Annotated in this window: 17 protein-coding genes; 5 read left to right on the top strand and 12 right to left on the bottom strand. The window is 72.8% G+C overall.

What is annotated here, in order from left to right:
- Window positions 1-4: 4 nt before the first annotated feature.
- From mnhG to A3Q37_RS10190, 9 genes are all read right to left on the bottom strand, one after another.
- A complete protein-coding gene (mnhG, locus tag A3Q37_RS10150; RefSeq protein ID WP_065481113.1) occupies window positions 5-358 on the bottom strand; it encodes a monovalent cation/H(+) antiporter subunit G in 354 nt (117 codons plus the stop codon).
- Entirely contained in the window at window positions 355-693 is a 339-nt protein-coding gene (locus A3Q37_RS10155; RefSeq protein ID WP_065481114.1) for a monovalent cation/H+ antiporter complex subunit F, read from the bottom strand. Before A3Q37_RS10155 ends, mnhG begins: the two co-directional genes overlap by 4 nt.
- Window positions 690-1,316 (bottom strand): Na+/H+ antiporter subunit E, encoded by a 627-nt coding sequence (locus tag A3Q37_RS10160; RefSeq protein WP_065481116.1) that lies wholly within the window; start codon window positions 1,314-1,316, stop codon window positions 690-692. The genes A3Q37_RS10155 and A3Q37_RS10160 overlap by 4 nt, the downstream gene beginning before the upstream one ends.
- Window positions 1,313-2,965, bottom strand: coding sequence for a Na+/H+ antiporter subunit D (locus A3Q37_RS10165; RefSeq protein ID WP_065481118.1), 1,653 nt, complete (start codon window positions 2,963-2,965; stop codon window positions 1,313-1,315). The genes A3Q37_RS10160 and A3Q37_RS10165 overlap by 4 nt, the downstream gene beginning before the upstream one ends.
- Window positions 2,962-3,579: a Na(+)/H(+) antiporter subunit C gene (locus A3Q37_RS10170; protein WP_065481120.1), complete on the bottom strand. Its 618-nt coding sequence runs from the start codon at window positions 3,577-3,579 to the stop codon at window positions 2,962-2,964. The genes A3Q37_RS10165 and A3Q37_RS10170 overlap by 4 nt, the downstream gene beginning before the upstream one ends.
- Window positions 3,576-6,479: a Na+/H+ antiporter subunit A gene (locus tag A3Q37_RS10175; protein WP_065481122.1), complete on the bottom strand. Its 2,904-nt coding sequence runs from the start codon at window positions 6,477-6,479 to the stop codon at window positions 3,576-3,578. The genes A3Q37_RS10170 and A3Q37_RS10175 overlap by 4 nt, the downstream gene beginning before the upstream one ends.
- A gap of 140 nt (window positions 6,480-6,619) precedes the next feature.
- On the bottom strand, window positions 6,620-7,051 hold the full coding sequence (locus A3Q37_RS10180) for a (4Fe-4S)-binding protein (RefSeq protein WP_065481125.1): 432 nt from the start codon (window positions 7,049-7,051) through the stop codon (window positions 6,620-6,622).
- Window positions 7,052-7,136: 85 nt separating this feature from the next.
- Window positions 7,137-7,538 (bottom strand): RidA family protein, encoded by a 402-nt coding sequence (locus tag A3Q37_RS10185; protein ID WP_030581469.1) that lies wholly within the window; start codon window positions 7,536-7,538, stop codon window positions 7,137-7,139.
- On the bottom strand, window positions 7,535-8,746 hold the full coding sequence (locus A3Q37_RS10190) for an acyl-CoA dehydrogenase family protein (protein WP_065481127.1): 1,212 nt from the start codon (window positions 8,744-8,746) through the stop codon (window positions 7,535-7,537). Before A3Q37_RS10190 ends, A3Q37_RS10185 begins: the two co-directional genes overlap by 4 nt.
- Window positions 8,747-8,896: 150 nt before the next feature.
- Here A3Q37_RS10190 and A3Q37_RS10195 point away from each other — a divergent pair, with 150 nt between their 5' ends.
- From A3Q37_RS10195 to A3Q37_RS10210, 4 genes are all read left to right on the top strand, one after another.
- Entirely contained in the window at window positions 8,897-10,585 is a 1,689-nt protein-coding gene (locus tag A3Q37_RS10195) for an AMP-binding protein (RefSeq protein WP_065481129.1), read from the top strand.
- 9 nt (window positions 10,586-10,594) lie between these two features.
- The gene (locus A3Q37_RS10200; RefSeq protein ID WP_065481131.1) at window positions 10,595-11,413 is read left to right on the top strand and encodes a PaaX family transcriptional regulator C-terminal domain-containing protein; all 819 of its coding nucleotides are present in this window, start codon (window positions 10,595-10,597) and stop codon (window positions 11,411-11,413) included.
- Between the two features lie 68 nt (window positions 11,414-11,481).
- Complete coding sequence (locus tag A3Q37_RS10205) at window positions 11,482-12,324, top strand: GNAT family N-acetyltransferase (RefSeq protein ID WP_065481134.1); 843 nt, start codon at window positions 11,482-11,484, stop codon at window positions 12,322-12,324.
- Window positions 12,321-12,773: a hypothetical protein gene (locus A3Q37_RS10210; protein WP_065481137.1), complete on the top strand. Its 453-nt coding sequence runs from the start codon at window positions 12,321-12,323 to the stop codon at window positions 12,771-12,773. Before A3Q37_RS10205 ends, A3Q37_RS10210 begins: the two co-directional genes overlap by 4 nt.
- Here the strand turns inward: A3Q37_RS10210 and A3Q37_RS10215 are convergent.
- Entirely contained in the window at window positions 12,760-15,069 is a 2,310-nt protein-coding gene (locus A3Q37_RS10215) for a bifunctional salicylyl-CoA 5-hydroxylase/oxidoreductase (protein WP_065481141.1), read from the bottom strand. The two genes, A3Q37_RS10210 and A3Q37_RS10215, sit on opposite strands and share 14 nt — an antisense overlap.
- On the bottom strand, window positions 15,054-15,881 hold the full coding sequence (locus A3Q37_RS10220; RefSeq protein WP_065481142.1) for an enoyl-CoA hydratase family protein: 828 nt from the start codon (window positions 15,879-15,881) through the stop codon (window positions 15,054-15,056). Before A3Q37_RS10220 ends, A3Q37_RS10215 begins: the two co-directional genes overlap by 16 nt.
- Before the next feature lie 297 nt (window positions 15,882-16,178).
- Between A3Q37_RS10220 and A3Q37_RS10225 the strand changes: the two genes are divergently transcribed.
- Complete coding sequence (locus A3Q37_RS10225) at window positions 16,179-16,628, top strand: ATP-binding protein (RefSeq protein ID WP_065481144.1); 450 nt, start codon at window positions 16,179-16,181, stop codon at window positions 16,626-16,628.
- Here A3Q37_RS10225 and A3Q37_RS10230 read toward each other — a convergent pair.
- Window positions 16,579-18,066, bottom strand: a complete 1,488-nt coding sequence (locus A3Q37_RS10230) for an amino acid permease (RefSeq protein ID WP_065481146.1) — start codon at window positions 18,064-18,066, stop codon at window positions 16,579-16,581. The genes A3Q37_RS10225 and A3Q37_RS10230 overlap by 50 nt on opposite strands.
- Between the last annotated feature and the right edge of the window lie 157 nt (window positions 18,067-18,223).

The following is an 18,223-nucleotide window of genomic DNA, read 5'->3' on the forward strand; positions in this document are numbered from 1 at the left end:
ACGGTCACTTCCCGTCGGTGAGCTGTTCGTCGAGCTCGTCGAAGAGGAGTTCGCTGTGGTCGACCTGGCCGGTGCGGTAGGCGGAGCGGGCCACCAGGTGCGAGGCGACCGGTCCGGTGAGCATCTGGAAGAAGGCGATGAGGGCGAGGGTGGCGAGCTCCATGCCGCCTCGCAGGCGGAGCGCGACCCCGGCCAGCACCAGGATCATGCCGAGGGTCTGCGGTTTGGTGGCGGCGTGGCTGCGGGAGAGGACGTCGGGCAGCCGGAGCATGCCGATCACTCCGAGCAGACAGATCGCGGCGCCGATCAGGAGCAGGGCGGCGCCGGCCGTGTCGACGATCTGGAGCCAGAGGTTCACCGCGGGCCCTCCCGGGCGTCGTCGGGGGGCGGAGGGGGGTCGGCCGGGTTGCGGGGCCGGTCGCGTACGGCGATGAAGCGGGCGATGCCCACCGAGCCGGTGAAGCCGAGGAACGCCAGCACCAGCATGATCGGGAAGTAGAACTGGTCCCGGGCGAAGGCGGACTTGGCGGCGAGACCGGCGATGATCAGGGCGGCGCAGACGTCCAGCGAAATCGCCCGGTCCAGCATGGAGGGGCCCCGCCAGATCCGGGCGAGCAGCAGCGCCCCGGCGATGAGGACCAGGACGACGGCGCAGGTCAGCAGGGCCTGGTCGACGCGTTCGGGTGCGGTCACGGTGTGGGCCTCCCGGCGGGGAGCTGGGGCGGTGGCGGGGGTTCGGCGACCCGGGCGATCTCGTCCCGGGTGCCGAAGGCCCGTACGGTCAGCTCCTCCATCCGCCACACCTTGCGGCGGGCGGCTTCGAGCTCCTCGGGCCGGTCGGCGTCCAGGACGTGCAGGAAGACGGTGGCGGTCGCCCGGCGCACCTCGATGATGGAGCCGCCGGGGACGTTGGAGACGGCGACGGCGGTGGCGGCGAGCATCAGGTCGCTGCGGCAGCGCAGGGGGACGCCGATGACGGCGGCCCGGTGCGGCAGGCCGAAGAAGGTCTGCCGGGTGACCTTGACCCCCGAGGTGTACATGTCGTGGAAGAGGTAGACCGCCAGGCACAGGATGCCCCAGGGGTGGAGGCGCAGTCCGAGGTCGACGCGGGGCAGCGGGAAGGCGATGCAGACGACGACCGAGACGACCAGTCCGGTCAGGACGTTCGCCCAGGTGAGGGTGGACCAGAGCAGCACCCAGATGACGGTGAGCCAGAGGATCAGCGGCAGGTCCAGCACCCGCCGCCGGGTGCCGAACTCGAAGCTCAGCGGCGGCAGATCGGCGCTGCGGAAGGAGAAGCCCAGAACGCGTTTCACCGGCCCAGCACCTCCTGGATGTAGGGGGTGCGCTGGAGGAGTTCGGCGGCCGTGCGGTCGGTGTAGGCGGTGAGCGGGTCGGCGAACACGGTGAAGGCGAGGCCGATCGCGATGGTGGCGGCGGTGGCCGCGATCATGGGGTGGGGCAGCCGGCTGGTGGTGGTGACGGCCCGTCCGTGCAGGGTCGCGGCGACGGCCTGACCGGCGGGCGGGGGCGTGGTCCCGATGCCCTCGTCTCCGGTGCCGGGGATGTGGTCGGGTCCGGCGTCGGTGTCGTCGTCGCTGTCGTCGCCGGACTCCAGGACGGTGCCGGTGGCGGCCTGGCCGGGCGGGGCCGCGCGCCAGAAGGCGAGGTTCCAGACCTTGGCGATCACGTACAGCGTGAGCAGGCTGGTGGCCGCCGAGCCGGCGACCAGGACCCAGGCCCAGCCGCTGCCGTCGGCGACGCCCGCGCGCATCAGGCCGAGCTTGCCGATGAAGCCGGAGAGCGGGGGGATCCCGGCGAGGTTCATGGCGGGGACGAAGAACAGCGCGGCGAGCATCGGCGCCGCCCTGGCCAGGCCGCCGAGCCGGGTCAGCTCCGTGGTGCCGCCGCGGCGTTCGATGAGCCCGGCGACGAGGAACAGAGTCGTCTGGACGGTGATGTGGTGGGCGACGTACACGATGGCCCCGCCGTACGCCTCGCGGGTGGCGAGGCCGATCCCGAAGACCATGTAGCCGATGTGGCTGATCAGGGTGAAGGAGAGCAGTCGCTTGAGGTCGGTCTGGGCGACCGCGCCGAGGATCCCGATGACCATGGAGGCCAGGGCGATGGCCATCAGGAGGTCGCCGATGCGGTTGCCGGGGAAGAGCAGGGTCTCGGTGCGCAGCATGCAGTAGACGCCGACCTTGGTGAGCAGTCCGGCGAAGACGGCGGTCACGGGGGCCGGGGCGGTCGGGTAGGAGTCGGGGAGCCAGGCGGCGAGCGGGAAGACGGCGGCCTTGATGGCGAAGACGGTCAGCAGCAGCGCCTGGATCAGGGTCTGTACGCCGATGGGGAGTTCGGCCAGACGCACGGCGAGCTGGGCGAAGTTCGCGGTGCCGGTGGCCGCGTAGGTCATGGCGATGGCGGTGAGGAAGAGCATCGAGGAGAACAGCGAGATGATCACGTAGGTGGAGCCTGCCCGCATGCGGGGTCCGGTGCCGCCGAGGGTGAGCAGGACGAAGCTGGCGACGAGCATGATCTCGAAGCCGACGTAGAGGTTGACGAGGTCGCCCGCGAGGAAGGTGCAGGAGACCCCGGCGACGAGGATCAGATAGGCGGGGTGGAAGACGGCGAGCGGGGTCTCCTTGTCCCGGTCGGTCATGCCCTGGCCGAGGGAGTAGACGAGCACGCAGAGGGTGACGGCCGAGGAGACCGTGAGCATCAGCCCGGAGAGCCGGTCGGCGACCAGGGTGATGCCGAGCGGCGGGGCGAAGTCGCCGAGGTGGACGGAGAGCGGGCCCTGCCGGTCGGCGGCGACCATGAGGATCGCCGAGAGCGCGGTGACGGCGGTGAGCACGGCGACGCTGATGAAGCGCTGGAAGCGCCCCAGCCGGATGCCGAAGGCGAGGCTGAGTCCGGTGGCGCACAGGGGCAGCAGCACCGGCAGCGGGACAAGCGCGTTCATCCGGCGGCTCCTCGGTCACGGGGGTAGCGGTCGTCCGCCTTGGCATCGCCGTCGCGGGCGTAGTCCTCCGGGTCCGCGCCCAGCACGTCGTTCCAGAGGTTTCCGGAGGCGTCGCGGCCGCGGGCCTGGCGGGCGCGGTCGGCGCGGAGGCGGTCGCGGAGCCGGCGGCGCTCCTCGCGGTAGCGTTCGCGCTCCTCGGCGGTGGGTTCGGCTCCCGACCGGAACTGTTCGCGCAGCTGGGCGCGTTCGCCGAGGACTTCGGCGCGCAGCACGATGCGCCGGTCCTCCAGGTCGTCGTGGACCTCGTCGGTGCCGGTGATCTGGTGGCTGCGGTAGGCCATGGCCAGCAGGAACGCGGTGGTGGCGAGGGTGATGACGATGGCGGTCAGCGCGATGGCCTGGGGCAGCGGGTCGGTGACCCGGCTGAGCGACACCCCGTACAGCAGGGGTGCGGCGCCGGCCCGGCCGGTCGAGGAGAGCACCAGCAGGTTGATGCCGTTGCTGAGGATGACGGCGCCGAGCAGGATGCGGGTCAGCGGGCGGGTGAGCATGAGGATGCCGCCGACGGCGCAGAGGACGACGGCCGTGGCGATGAGCGAGGCGCTGACGATCATCGCAGGGGCCCTCCCGCCTCGGGTCCGCCGTCGGGGGTGAGGACGCCCGCGGCCCGTTCGATCTGCCGGTCGACCTTGGCGCCGAGGGCCCGCACGATGTCCAGGACGACGCCGAGGACCAGCAGGTAGACGCCGAAGTCGAAGAGGACCGAGGTGCTCAGGTGGTAGTCGCCGAAGACCGGCAGATGCCCGTGGTACGTGAACGCGTGCAGGACGGTGCCCTCGCCGAGTCCGAGGAGGGCCACCCCGGTGGAGATGAAGAGCCCGAGACCGGTGAAGAGACCGGGCTGGAGGGGGGCCGCCTCGGCGAGTTCGAAGCGGCCGCCCGCCAGGTAGCGGGTGATCAGGGCGACCCCGGCGACGAGCCCGGCGACGAATCCGCCGCCGGGCAGGGACTCGGCGCAGAACAGCAGATAGACCGAGAGCACCAGGATCGGGTGGAACAGCAGCCGGGCCACCACTTCGAAGACGATCGAGCGGTGTTCGGGGGCGAGGGTCGCCCCGGCGGCCAGCCAGCTGCGTTCGGGGGCCGCGTCGTCGCCCTGCGGCAGCCGGGAGGAGTGCTGGGCCGACAGCGACCAGGCGGTGCGGCCCCGCAGCTCCTCCTGGGCCATGGAGCCCTCGCTGCGGCGGTGCAGGTAGATGAGGCTGGTGACGCCGACCGCGGCGGCGGCGAGGACGGCGGACTCCCCCATCGTGTCCCAGGCGCGCAGGTCGACGAGGATGATCGCGACGACGTCCTTGTACCCGTGGTCGGCGACCTCCTGGACCATGGCGGCGCCTGCCGGTTCGGCGGTGCGCGCGGCGGCGGCGACCCACACCCCGACGCCGACGGTGGCGGCCGCGGCGAGGGCGACCGGGATGCGGGTGGCGCGCCGCCAGGTGCTCACGGTCTCCTGGAAATGGACGGGCATCCGGCGCAGCACCAGCACGAAGACGATCATCGCGACGGTCTCGACGCAGAACTGGGTGAGCGCCAGGTCGGGCGCGCCCTGGACGACGAAGAGCAGCGCGGTGCCGTAGCCGGTGAGCCCGGCCAGGACGACGGCCTTCATACGCCGTCGTACCGTCAGGCAGAGCAGGGCGGCGGCGCAGGTCAGGGCGGCGACGGCGCCCTGGAGCGGGTTGTCCCAGAGCCGGGGGCGTACGGCTCCGTCCCAGGGGGTGTCGACCATGAGGACGGCGAGCTGTCCGCCGAGCATGACCAGCAGTGTGGTGGCGAGGTACACGGAGAGGGAACCGCGCTGGATGAAGCCGGTGACCTGGAGGGCGAGACGTTCCTGCCCGAGCAGCAGATGGCCGAAGACGCTGTCGGCGGTGGGCCAGGCGATCCGCCGGGAGAACCGGGTGACCTGGGCGCGGCCGAGGAAGAGCGCGGCGCCCGCGGCCCAGGCGACGGCCGACAGGAGGAGGGCGAGGCCGAATCCGTGCCAGAGGGCGAGGTGGTACGGGTCCGGCTCGGCCGGAAACAGGTCGGCGTACGCGTTCGGCAGCCGGTCGGTCCAGCTGACGGCCGGGCCGAGGACCAGGCCGAGCACGGCGAGCAGGGCGGGCGGGGCGAGGAACGCCGGGCCCACCCGGTGGACGGGGGTGTCGGGGACACCGGGTTTACGGAGGAACGCGCCCCAGAAGAACCGCAGGGTGTACGCGGTCGTCAGCGCGGAGCCCGCGACGACGGCGACCAGCGCCCACCGGTCGGCGGTGGATCCCTGGATCAGCGCCGCGAAGGCGGCCTCCTTGGCGGCGAAGCCGAGCAGGGGCGGCAGGGCGGCCATGGAGGCGGCGGACAGTGCCGCGACCCCGGCGACGTACGGCAGCGAACGGCCGACCCCGGAGAGCTTCCGCAGGTCACGCGTCCCGGCGGCGTGGTCGACGATGCCGGTGACGAGGAACAGCGGAGCCTTGAAGAGGGCGTGGGCGAGGATCATGGCGAAGGCCGCCAGCGCGGCGTCGTGGTTGCCGGTCCCGGCGAGCAGGGTGAGGAAGCCGAGCTGGCTGACGGTCCCGTAGGCGAGGACGAGCTTGAGGTCGTTGAGGCGCAGTGCCCGCCAGCCGCCGAGCAGCATGGTCGCGCCGCCGAGGACGAGGACGACGGGTTTCCAGACGGGTACGTCGGCGAAGGCCGGGGCGAGCCGGGCGACCAGGTAGACCCCGGCCTTGACCATCGCGGCGGCGTGCAGATAGGCGCTGACGGGGGTCGGCGCGGCCATGGCGTTCGGCAGCCACATGGAGAACGGCCAGATGGCGGACTTCGACAGGGCCCCGCACAGCACGAGGACGACGGCGATGGACACGGCGAGGGTCGTCTCGGGCGGATCGGCGACGATCGCGGAGATCCGGTAGGTGCCCGCGGCCTGACCGAGGATCAGGAAGCCGACGAGCATGGCGAGCCCGCCGAGGGTGGTGACCACCAGGGCCTGGAGGGCGGAGCGGCGGCTGTGCCGGTGTTCGCTGCTGTGGCCGATCAGCAGATAGGAGAAGACCGTGGTCAGCTCCCAGAACACATAGAGCGTGATCAGGTCGTCGGCGAGGACGAGGGCGAGCATGGCCCCCGCGAAGGCGAGCAGGTTCCCCGCGAACCGGCCCAGCTGCGGGGTGTCGTCGGTGAAGTAGGAGGCGCAGTAGAGCAGGACGAGCGCCCCCACCCCGGCGGCGAGCAGCACCATCAGCTCGGCCAGCGCGTCCAGCCGCATATCGAGGGTGACCCCGTAGTCCGGGATCCACTCCCAGGTCCAGGTGTCCGCACCGCCGGACGCGGCGGTGTTCCAGCGGGTGAACGCCCAGACGGTGGCTGCCGTCGGCGGCAGCGCCAGCACGACGAACCCCCGCCGGCCGAGCCGGTGCACCAGCGGGCCCGCGCAGGCCGCCAGTGCGAAGTGGGCGACGATGAGCGCGATCACAGGGGGGTGTCCGGGTCGGGCGGCGGGGCATCCGAAATAAAGGGCACTAAATACAGATATATCCCTCGGAGCGATTCACCCGACCGGCGCGCCGCGCACCTCCGGGTCCGCTGGGGTCGCCCCCTCGGAGTCCGGCCGTCTCAGCCGTGTCCGGCGCAGGGCCCGCTGTGGTCGCAGTACGGCGTGTTGGCGGTGGCTCCGCAGCCGCAGAGCATCACGCGGGTCTCGTGGCGGGGGCCGAACGGGGTGGCGACTTCGAGGTCTCCGCGCAGGTGCAGCACTCCGTCGGCGTGGAGCGACACATGGGTGGGGACGTCGGGGACCTCGTCGGGCATGCCGTCGGTGCGGTGGTACTGGAGGGCGCCGCTCGGGCAGCGGTGGATGACGTCGGCGACCTCGTCGGCGGGGGCGTTGCCGGGCTGGACCCACGGGCGGCGGGCGACGTCGAAGACGGTGGGGAGGCCGCGCACGCATTCGGCGGCGTGCAGACAGCGGTGCGCGTCGAAGCCGACGACGATGCCCTCGCCGTCGTAGGACTTGGCGGCGGGGCGCGGGGGCGGCTGGCTGGTCACCGCTGGCTCTCCCGGGTCGGCTCGGCATCCGGACCCCTTCAGCCTCGCCCCGGCGCCCCGCCGCCGCTACTCGGGGGCCGGGGCCTCACGGCAGGACCGCGACCCCGTCGATCTCGACCATCGCCTGTTCGTCCCAGAGCCGGGCGACCCCGATGACGGCCATCGCCGGGTAGTCGCGGCCCGCGAGCCTGCGCCAGATCCGGCCCAGCTCGGCGGAGTGGGAGCGGTAGTCGTCCACGTCGGTGGCGTAGACGGTGACCCGGGCGAGGTCGGCGGGGGCACCGCCGGCCGCGTGGAGTGCGGTGAGCAGATTGCCGAGCGCGAGCGCGAACTGCTCGGGCAGGGTGGCCCCGACGACCTTGCCCTCCGGGTCGAGCGCGGTCTGTCCGGCGAGGAAGACCAGGTGCCCGCCGGTGGCGACGACCGCGTGGCTGAAGCCGGTGGGCGGGGAGAGTTCGGCCGGGTTGATCCGGTGCGACGGACTCATGCGGGCGGCTCCTGGGTCGTGGGCGGGGATGACTGGCGGGCGGCGGGTTCCGGGGCGGGCCGTTCCGGGACGGGGGACGCGTCGGGGCCCTGGGCGGCGTTCGCGTACAGGTCCTTGGCGATGATCGTGCGCTGCACCTCGCTCGCGCCCTCGTAGATGCGCGGCGCGCGGACCTCGCGGTAGAGGTGTTCGAGCAGATGGCCCCGGCGCAGGGCGCGGGCCCCGTGCAGCTGGACGGCGGTGTCCACGACGTACTGCGCGGTCTCGGTGGCGTACAGCTTGGCCATCGCCGCGCGGCGCGGCACCCCGCTCTCCCCCGCGTCGTACGCCGCTGCCGCCGCGTACACCAGCAGCCGGGCGGCCTCGGTGCGGGTGGCCATCTCCGCGACCTGGTGCGAGACGGCCTGGAGGTCGCTCAGCGGGCCGCCGAACGCGGTGCGGTGGGCGGTGTGGGCGACGGTGGCGTCCAGGGCGGCGCGGGCCATCCCGACGGCGAAGGCCCCGACGCTGGGCCGGAAGAGGTTGAGGGTGTTCATGGCGACCCGGAAGCCCCGGTCGGGTTCGCCGAGGACGTCGTCGGCGGTGACCGGTACGCCGTCGAACTCCAGGGTGCCGATGGGGTGCGGGGAGAGCATGTCGAGGGCGGAGCCGGTGAGTCCGGGCCGGTCGGAGGGGACCAGGAACGCGGTGATGCCCCGGGATCCGGCGCCGGGGATGGTGCGGGCGAAGACCACGGCGAAGTCGGCCTCGGGGGCGTTGGAGATCCAGCACTTCTCGCCGGTGAGCCGCCAGCCGTCGGCGGTGTGCTCGGCGGCCAGGCTCAGGGCCGCCGCGTCGGAGCCCGCCCCCGGCTCGCTCAGCGCGAACGCGGCGACGGCCCGCCCGGCCCGGACCTCGGGGAGCCAGCGTTCGCGGTGGGCGGGGGTGCCGGCTTGGACGATCGGGGTGGTGCCGAGGCCCTGGAGGGCGAGCGCGGTCTCGGCCTCGGTGCAGCCTCGGGCCAGCGACTCCCGCAGCAGGCACAGGTCCAGCGCCCCGGAGCCCAGCATCCGGCCGAGGAGGCCCAGCTCGCCGAGCGCCGCCAGCAGGGGACGGTTGACACGCCCGGGCTCCCCCTTCTCCGCCAGCGGGCGCAGCTTGTGCACGGCGAGCGTACGGAGCTCCTCGCACCAGGCGGTTTGTTCCGGTTCGAGGGAGAATGCCGTCATGGCGGCGCCTCTCTTGTCGCGTCGTGTCGCGTGCCCCGTCGCGTCGGCTGACATCTCGTCGCGTCGTATCGCACACCATGGCTTATCGCGGACCGTTGACTACCGTCACCCAAACGATACGCTCCAGAGGCGACAAGGGGGCGATCCTTCATGGAGCCGAATTCCTCGCCGAACACGCCCACAGCCGCCGCCGACGCGTCCGTACGCGTCCCCGGCGCGCCTCACGAGCCGACCGGGCGCGCCGCCGGCGCCCACACCGACACCTTCGCGCGCGACCATCTCCCACCTCCGGAGCAGTGGCCGGAACTGCTTCTGGACGATCCGGCGCCGCGTTACCCCGACCGGCTGAACTGCGGACACGAGCTGCTGGACCGCACCGTCGAGGAGTACGGCGCCGACCGTCCCGCGCTGCGCTCCGGCGACGGGAGCGTCTGGAGCTACGGCGAGCTGCGGGAGATTGTGGACCGCATCGCCCATGTGCTGACGGACGACCTGGGCGTGGTGCCGGGCAACCGGGTGCTGCTGCGCGGGCCGACCACGCCCTGGCTGGCCGCCTGCTGGCTCGCCGTCATGAAGGCGGGCGCGGTCGCCGTCACCGTACTGGCGCAGGCACGGGCCACGGAGCTGGCCACCATCTGCTCGCTGGCCCGCATCGGCCACGCCCTGTGCGACGCCCGGTCCGTGGAGGATCTGGCGGATGCGGACGTGGACGGGCTGCGGATCACGCTGTTCGGCGGGGACGGGCCCGACGATCTCACCCGGCTGGTGGAGGGCAGGCCCGGTCCGTTCCGGGCGGTGGACACGGCCGCCGACGAGGTCGCACTCATCGCGTTCACCTCGGGCACCACCGGGCGCCCCAAGGGCTGCATGCATCTGCACCGGGACCTCCTGGCCATCGCCGACACCTTCTCCCAGCACGTGCTGCGCCCCTCGGCCGACGACGTGTTCGCGGGCAGCCCGCCGCTGGGGTTCACGTTCGGGCTCGGCGGGCTGCTGGTCTTTCCGCTGCGGGCCGGGGCCTCGACGCTGCTGCTGGAGCAGGCGGGTCCGCAGCATCTGCTGCCCGCGCTGGTCCGGCACCGGGTCTCGGTGCTGTTCACCGCGCCGACGGCGTACCGCACGATGCTCGGCGAGCTGAACGGCCACGACCTGTCGGCGCTGCGGCGGTGTGTGTCGGCCGGGGAGAACCTGCCGGAGGCGACCTGGCGGGCCTGGTACGACGCCACGGGGCTGCGCATCATCAACGGCATCGGGGCCACCGAACTCCTGCACATCTTCATCTCGGCCGCCGACGACGCGATCCGGCCGGGCCTGACCGGGGTGCCCGTGCCGGGCTGGCAGGCCCGGGTGGTGGACGAGCACGGGGAGGAGCTGCCCGACGGCGAGCCGGGGCTGCTCGCCGTGCGCGGCCCGGTCGGCTGCCGCTATCTCGCCGACCCCCGCCAGACGGAGTACGTCCGGCACGGCTGGAATCTGACCGGCGACACCTTCGTCCGCGAACCGGACGGCTACTTCCGTTACGTGGCCCGCGCCGACGACATGATCATCTCCTCCGGGTACAACATCGCGGGCCCCGAGGTGGAGGACGCCCTGCTGCGCCATCCGGAGGTCGCGGAGGCGGCCGTGGTGGGCCGGGCGGACGAACTGCGCGGCGAGATCGTGGTGGCGCATGTGGTGCTGACCGAGGGCTCGGAGCAGACGGCGGACTCGCTGCGTGCCCATATGAAGGCCAACCTGGCCCCGCACAAGTGCCCGCGCGTCTTCGTCTTCCACACCTCACTCCCCCGCACGGCGACCGGCAAGCTCCAGCGGTTCCTGCTCCGGGACCACCCGTTCTAGAGTGATCACGTGGCCGAGTTGCGCACCCCCCGCTCCCTGATCATCACGCTCTACGGCGCTTACGGCCGTCCGGCGGACGGTGCGCCGTTCGCGGTGTCCGAGCTGATCCGCCTGCTGCACGCCGTGGGCGTCGACGCCCCCTCCGTACGCTCGTGCGTCTCGCGGCTGAAACGGCGCGGGCTGCTGGTGGCCGCCCGGGCGGCGGACGGCTCGGCGGGGTACGCGCTCTCCCCGGACGCCCGGCAGCTGCTCGACGACGGGGACCGGCGAATCTACCGGCACCCCGCGCCGAGCCTCGCCGACGGCTGGGTGCTCGCGGTGTTCTCCGTGCCCGAGGCCGAGCGCAGCAAGCGCCATGTGCTGCGCTCCCGGCTGGCCCGGCTGGGCTTCGGCACGGCCGCGCCCGGGGTGTGGATCGCGCCGGGCGGGCTGTACGAGGAGACCCGGCACACCCTGGAACGGCTCGAACTCGACCCGTACGTCGACCTGTTCCGGGGCGAGCACCTCGGTTTCGCCGCCACCCGCGAGGCGGTCGCCCGCTGGTGGGACCTGGACACGGTGGCGCGCCTGCACCACGACTTCCTGGAGCTGCACGAGCCGGTCCTGCGGGACTGGGAGGCGTCCGGGGTCGACGGCGAGCCCCGCCCGCAGACCGCCTACCGGGACTATCTGCTGGCGCTGGACTCCTGGCGGCAACTCCCGTACGCGGACCCGGGTCTGCCGGCGGAGCTGCTGCCCGCGGACTGGCCGGGCGGCCGGTCGGCGGAGGTGTTCGGCCGGCTGCACAAGCGGCTGCGGGACGCCGGGGAGCGGTTCGTACGGGAGTGACCTCCGCGGTGACCTCTGCGGGGGGAAATCCGGGTGCCCCGGCCGGCCGCCCCCGGGCAGGATGAGGCATGACCTGGACCTTCACCGACGACGTCGACGTGTTCCTCGCCTCGGCCGGACCGTCGCTCGCCGCGCGGCCCGTCGAGCACACGGTGGCGCTGAGCGTCACCGAGCGGCTGAGGCGTTCGGGTGCGCATCACTACGGGGACGACGATCCGCTCCTCGGCTGGTGGCGCGGGGCGGACGGGGCGGTGGCGGGGACACTCGTACGCACGCCACCGCACGCGGCACTGCTGACGGCCGTGCCGCCGGAGGCGGTGGGGCCGCTGGTGGAGGCCCTGGGGGCGGGTTCCGACCTCGACGGTGTCAACGCGGACCGGGACATCGCGGCGCTGCTGGCCGCCCGGCTGCCGGGGTACCGGACCGTGCAGGAGCAGCGGCTGTACCGGCTGGGCATGCTTCGGCCGCCCTCCCCCGCGCCGGAGGGCCGGGCCAGGGTGGCGACGCGGGCGGACCGGGCGCTGCTGGTGGAGTGGGTGCGGGGGTTCGCCGACGCGACCGGGCAGGCCGGGAAGGCCACGTCCTTGGTGGAGTGGCTGGTGGACGAGGGCACGGAACGCGGTTCGCTCACCCTCTGGGAGTGCGGCGGTACGCCGGTGGCCCTGGCGGGGCGCACCCGGATGCTGGCGGGCACGGTGCGGGTGACGTTGGTGTACACCCCGCCGGATTTCCGCGGCCGGGGGTACGGGGCCGCCGTGACGGCCGCGTCCTCCCGGGCCGCGCTGGAGGCGGGCGCGGCGGAGGTGCTGTTGTTCGCGGACCTGGCCAATCCGACGAGCAACGGCGTATATCTGCGCATCGGTTACGAGCCGGTGGCGGACCGGGTGCAGTTGAGAAGGGACGCGAGATGACGGAGCCCGTGGCACCTGGGCCCGTGGCGTCTGAGCCGCTGTGGCTCGTCGCCGCGAACGTCGTGCGGTGGCGGCGGTACGGGGACGGCGGGCAGGAGCTGCGGCCCGGGACCAAGACGTACCGGGGCGGGGCCAAGGTGTACGTCGTCGGCACCTACCCGGGCATGGGGCACGAGCAGGTGACCACCATCGGGCGGGCCCGCACCGGCCGTTGGATCACCGTCGACACGGGCTCACGCCATCTGCACACCTTCCGGGCCAAGCAGGTCTTCGCGCCGGCCGTGCTGCGGCGGGCCCAAGCGCTCGCGGTGCGTCCGCAGCCCCGGGAGGAGGCCGAGGAGCTGGCCGGTCTGCTGGAGCGGCTCGCCGCCGAGTACCGCGAGACCCACCACGGCGCGCCCCACCCCACGCCGTGTCTCTGTCACACGTGCCTGGTCACCCCAGAGTGAGCCGGGGTTTCGGTCCGTCGGTGCGGCCGGTGGGCGGGGTGCGGCTGCCCGCGCCGTACGGGAGGGGCCAGGGCGCGCCCGGTCCCGTGTAGCCCTGTTCGGCGGCCGCGTGGAGCGTCCAGTGCGGGTCGTAGAGGTGGGGGCGGGCCAGGGCGCAGAGGTCGGCGCGGCCCGCCAGGAGCAGGGAGTTGACGTCGTCCCAGGAGGAGATCGCGCCGACCGCGATGACGGGGACGTCCACGGTGTTGCGGATCCGGTCGGCGTACGGGGTCTGGTAGGAGCGGCCGTACTCGGGGCGCTCCTCGGGTACGACCTGGCCCGTGGAGACGTCGATGGCGTCGGCCCCGTGCTCGGCGAAGGCGCGGGCGATCGCGACGGCGTCCTCGGCGTCGGTGCCACCCGCGGCCCAGTCGGTGGCGGAGATCCGGACGGTCATCGGCCGTTCCTCCGGCCAGACTTCGCGCACGGCGTCGAAGACTTCGAGGGGGAAGCGGAGGCGGCCGGCCAGGTCTCCGCCGTAGGCGTCGGTGCGGTGGTTGGTGAGCGGGGAGAGGAAGCCGGAGAGCAAGTAGCCGTGGGCGCAGTGGAGTTCGAGGAGGTCGAAGCCGCTGCTCGCGGCGCGCCGGGCGGCGGAGGTGAACTGCTCGCGTACGGCGTCCAGTCCGGCCCGGTCCAGCTCGGCGGGGACCTGGCTGACGCCGGGGGCGTACGGGAGCGGGGAGGCGGCTGTCAGCGGCCAGTTGCCGCTGTCCAGGGGCTGGTCGATGCCCTCCCACATCAGCTTGGTGGAGCCCTTGCGGCCGGAGTGGCCGAGCTGGACGCCGATGGCGGCGCCGGGGGCGGAGGTGTGGACGAAGTCGGTGATCCGCCGCCAGGCCAGGGCCTGTTCGTCGGTCCACAGGCCCGTGCAGCCGGGGGTGATGCGGCCCTCGGGACTGACACAGACCATCTCGGTCATGGTGAGTCCGGCGCCGCCGAGCGCACGGGCCCCGAGGTGGACGAGGTGGAAGTCGCCGGGGAGCCCGTCGGTGGCGGAGTACATGTCCATGGGCGAGACGACGACGCGGTTGCGCAGGGTCAGGCCGCGCAGCCGGAACGGGGTGAACATCGGCGGGGTGCCGGGCGGGCAGCCGAACTCCTCCTCCACGGCGGCGGTGAACGAGGCGTCGCGCAGCCGCAGGTTGTCGTGGGTGACCCGGCGGCTGCGGGTGAGGAGGTTGAAGGCGAAGCGGCGGGGCGGCTGGTCGACATAGGTGGCCAGCTCCTCGAACCAGCGCAGACTGGCCGCCGCCGCCCGCTGCGTGGAGGCGACGACCGGGCGGCGCTCGGCCTCGTACGCCGTCAACGCGGAAGGCAGGTCCGGCTGTTCCTCGACGCAGGCGGCGAGCGCGAGGGCGTCCTCGACGGCGAGCTTGGTGCCGGAGCCGATGGAGAAATGGGCGGTGTGGGCCGCGTCGCCGATGAGCACGGTGTTGCCGTGGGACCAGCGGGAGTTGGTGACCGTACGGAAGGTGAGCCAGCTGGACCGGTTGGAGCGCAGGGGCCTGCCGTCCAGGGCCTCGGTGAAGAACTTGGCGCAGCGGGTGGTGGATTCGGCCGGTTCGCAGGTGTCGAGTCCGGCGGCGCGCCACACCTCCTCGCGCATCTCGACGATGACGGTGGAGGCGTCGGCGGCGTACGGGTAGCCGTGCAACTGCATGACGCCGTACGGCGTTTCGGCGATCTCGAAGCGGAAGGCGTCGAACGCGAAGTCGGCGGCGAGCCAGATGTAGCGGTTGCGGTGTTCGGTGAGGGAGGGGCCGAAAACGTCGGCGTGCGCCCGGCGGGTCACGCTGTTGACCCCGTCGGCGGCGATGACCAGGTCGTGGTGGGCGGCCAGCTCGGCGACGGGCGGGGCCTCGGTGCGGAAGCGGAGACCGACACCGAGGTCGGTGCAGCGTTCGTGCAGGATCTCCAGGAGCCGGCGGCGGCCGAGGGCGGCGAAACCGTGGCCGCCGGAGGTGTGGGTGCGGCCGCGGTGGACGATGTCGATGGTGTCCCAGCGGACGAACTCGCGGCCGAGGGCGCGGTAGACCTCGGGGTCGGCGTGTTCGATGCCGCCGAGGGTCTCGTCGGAGAGGACGACGCCGAAGCCGAAGGTGTCGTCGGGGGCGTTGCGCTCGAAGACGGTGATCTCGCGGTCCGGGTCGAGCCGTTTGAGCAGGGACGCGGCGTAGAGCCCGCCGGGGCCGCCGCCGATGACCGCGATGCGCCGCACGGAGGATCCGCCGCCGGCCACGGCTACCGCCCCTGCCACTTCGGGGGCCGCTTCTCGGTGAAGGCGGCGTGGAACTCGGCGTAGTCCTCGCCGTGCATCAGGAGGGCCTGGGTGCTGGCGTCCAGCTCGACGGAGGCGGCGAGCGGCATGTCCAGCTCGGCGGTGAGCAGGGCCTTGGTCTGGGCGAGCGCGAGGGCGGGGCCGTCGGCGAGGCGGCGGGCCAGCTCGGCGGCGCGTTCGTCGGCCTTCCCCTCCTCGGCCAGCTCGCTGATCAGGCCGATCCGCTCCGCCTCGGGGGCGCGGACGGCGTCGCCGAGCATCAGGAGCCGGGTGGCGTGGCCGAGGCCGACGACCCGGGGCAGCAGATAGGCCGCGCCCATGTCGCCGCCGGAGAGGCCGACCCGGGTGAAGAGGAAGGCGAAGCGGGCCGAGGGGTCGGCGACCCGGAAGTCGGCGGCGAGGGCCAGGACGGCTCCGGCGCCCGCCGCGACCCCGTGGATCGCGGCGACGACGGGGAAGGGGCACTCGCGCAGGGCCCGGACGACCTGGCCGGTCATCCGGTTGAAGTCGAGGAGCTGCGCGGTGTCCATGGCGAGGGTGGCGCCGATGATCTCGTCGACGTCGCCGCCGGAGCAGAAGCCGCGCCCCTCCCCGGCGAGGACGAGGGCGCGGACGGAGCGCTCCCGGGAGAGCTCGGCGAGGAGGTCGCGCAGATCGGCGTAGGCGCCGAAGGTGAGCGCGTTGAGTTTTTCGGGGCGGGAGAATGTGACGGTTGCCACACCGTCGTCCCGGGTCAGCCGGAGATGACGCCATTCCTCGGCGCTCGGGGCCGAGCTGGGAAACGGGCTCATGGAGGGGTCCCCTTCAGCGATCGGGCGGGTGCCGGCCGTGCGCGGGTCGCGTTCCGCCTCCGAAGTTATCACTCAAGCGTGACTGCCGTCACGAGGTCGCAATACCGCATCCATGAGACCGTTGTGGCGAAAGTCCCCTTTGCTCCGGCCGACCGCCCCTATGGCTGGGCCGGAGCGGTTCGTAAGGTTGAAACCAGGAAGTCTCGCCACGAGTACGACGTGAACCCGAGAAGACGAGTGTCCCGAGGCCGAGACCTCCCGCTTCAGGTAGACCCGCTCCCGAACGGAAACCCTGCCGTGCCGCCCGATGTCCCCGTCCCCGCTTCCTGGCGCATCGCCCTGCCGCATTCGACCGCGGCCGTGCCGATCGCCCGGGCTCTCATCCGTACGGCCCTGTCGGACATCGACGCCCCGGCCGACAGCGACACCGCCGAACTGCTGACCGCCGAGCTGGTGGCCAACGCGGTCGAGCACACCCTGGGCGGCGAGCCCATCGAACTGGTCGTGGAGCTGCTGCCCACCGGCTGCCAGGTCGAGGTGCACGACCGCGACCCCGCCCCGCCGGGCGACCTGTCCCGGCCGCGGCCGGGCTTCGAGGTCGATCCCTGGCAGGAGCACGGCCGCGGCCTGCTGCTGATCCGGACCCTCAGCTCCGCGTGCGGTCACCGCACCACGGAGCACGGCAAGGCCGTCTGGTTCACGCTTCCGGCGATACCGGCGCAGCCGGGTCCGTCGCCGGGGAGCTGACCAGCCGGGAACGCTTGCGGCCGTAGCCGGCGTAGAGCAGCGAGCCGGCGGCCAGGAAGACCGCGAACTGGACCCAGGTCGTCCAGCCGGTCCCGTACATCAGATACAGGCAGAAGGCGACGCCCAGCAGCGGGCTGACCGGGTAGAGCGGGACCCGGAAGGTCCGCTTCAGCTCGGGGTTGCGGCGGCGGAGCACCACCACCGCGACATTGACGGCGACCATCGTGGCCAGCGTGCCGATGGTCGTCAGGTTCACGACGACGTCGAGCGGGACGAAGGCGGCCGGGACCGCGAAGACGCAGGCGACGATCCAGGTGTTGGCGACCGGGGTGTGGGTCGTGGGCGAGACCCGCTCGAAGACGCGCGGAATGAGTCCGTCGCGGGACATCGACATCAGGATGCGGGTCTGCCCGTACATCACGGCGAGCACCACCGAGGCGATGGCGACGACCGCGCCGAAGGCGATGATGCCGCCGCCCACCGAGGAGCCGGTGACCTCGTTGACGGCGATCGAGAGCGCGGCACTCTTGTTCGCCACGTCGTCCGAGCCGATCGCGCCGATGGCGGAGAGCGCCACGGCGCAGTAGAGCAGGGTGACGACGCCGATGCAGATCAGGATGGCGATCGGGATGTTCCGGCGGGGGTTCTTGACCTCTTCGCCGGCGGTGGTGATGGCGTCGAAGCCGATGTAGGAGAAGAACGCGAGCGACGCGCCCGCGGTGATCCCGCCGAGCCCGTGGGTGGCGAACGGCATGAGGTTGTCGTCCTGGAACGCGCTGAACGCCACCGCGCAGAACGCGATCAGAATGCCGATCTTGAGGACCGCCATGGCGGCGGTGGCCGTGGCGCTCTCCCGGACGCCGCGCACCAGCAGGGTGGCGGCCATGGCGATCACGACGACCGCGGGCAGGTTGACGACACCGCCGTCAGCGGGCCCGGAGGACAGGGCCGCGGGCAGTTCCCAGCCGAACAGGCTGTTCAGCAGCTCGTTGACGTACTGGCTCCAGCCCACCGCGACGGCGGAGACCGAGACGCCGTACTCCAGCAGCAGGCACCAGCCGACGAGGAAGGCGGTGCGCTCGCCGAGGGCCGCGTACGCGAAGGAGTACGAGCTTCCGGAGACCGGGATGGCGCTGCCCAGCTCCGCGAAGGACAGGGCGGTGAAGATGCAGGTGATCGCGGCGAGGACGAACGAGATCACGACGGCGGGGCCGGCCTCGGCGACGCTGTCGGAGAGCCCGACGAAGATGCCGGTGCCGACGATCGCGCCGACCCCGAAGCAGACGAGCTGGAAGAGGCCCATCGTGCGCTTGAGGCCGTGGCCTTCCAGGTCGCCACCGGATTCGGCGATGAGCTGCTCGGGACTCTTGCGGCGCAGGCCCGACAGATGGGGGCCGGAGGGCTTCGGGGTGCCGGATCGCGGCAGACCGGTGCTCATGCGGGACGTTCTCATCTCTGGTGGTGCAGTGGGGGGACGGCCGTGCGCCGGTGTTCCGGCGGCACAGGTATGGGGTTCGACCCTGCGGGGGTCTCCCCGGGTCCGAACCCCACCAAGAGCCGACATCGTAGCCACCAGTACGCATGTTCACCCAATC

The organism is Streptomyces sp. PTY087I2 (assembly GCF_001687325.1).
Taxonomy (GTDB): domain Bacteria; phylum Actinomycetota; class Actinomycetes; order Streptomycetales; family Streptomycetaceae; genus Streptomyces.

Bases quoted from the DNA above. Each gene is read 5' to 3' on its own strand.
- A3Q37_RS10185 (WP_030581469.1), bottom strand. From the start codon at position 7,538: ATGAGTCCGTCGCACCGGATCAACCCGGCCGAACTCTCCCCGCCCACC.
- A3Q37_RS10170 (WP_065481120.1), bottom strand. From the start codon at position 3,579: ATGATCGTCAGCGCCTCGCTCATCGCCACGGCCGTCGTCCTCTGCGCC.
- A3Q37_RS10190 (WP_065481127.1), bottom strand. From the start codon at position 8,746: ATGACGGCATTCTCCCTCGAACCGGAACAAACCGCCTGGTGCGAGGAG.
- A3Q37_RS10205 (WP_065481134.1), top strand. From the start codon at position 11,482: ATGACCTGGACCTTCACCGACGACGTCGACGTGTTCCTCGCCTCGGCC.
- A3Q37_RS10195 (WP_065481129.1), top strand. From the start codon at position 8,897: ATGGAGCCGAATTCCTCGCCGAACACGCCCACAGCCGCCGCCGACGCG.
- A3Q37_RS10210 (WP_065481137.1), top strand. From the start codon at position 12,321: ATGACGGAGCCCGTGGCACCTGGGCCCGTGGCGTCTGAGCCGCTGTGG.
- A3Q37_RS10165 (WP_065481118.1), bottom strand. From the start codon at position 2,965: ATGAACGCGCTTGTCCCGCTGCCGGTGCTGCTGCCCCTGTGCGCCACC.
- A3Q37_RS10220 (WP_065481142.1), bottom strand. From the start codon at position 15,881: ATGAGCCCGTTTCCCAGCTCGGCCCCGAGCGCCGAGGAATGGCGTCAT.
- A3Q37_RS10230 (WP_065481146.1), bottom strand. From the start codon at position 18,066: ATGAGCACCGGTCTGCCGCGATCCGGCACCCCGAAGCCCTCCGGCCCC.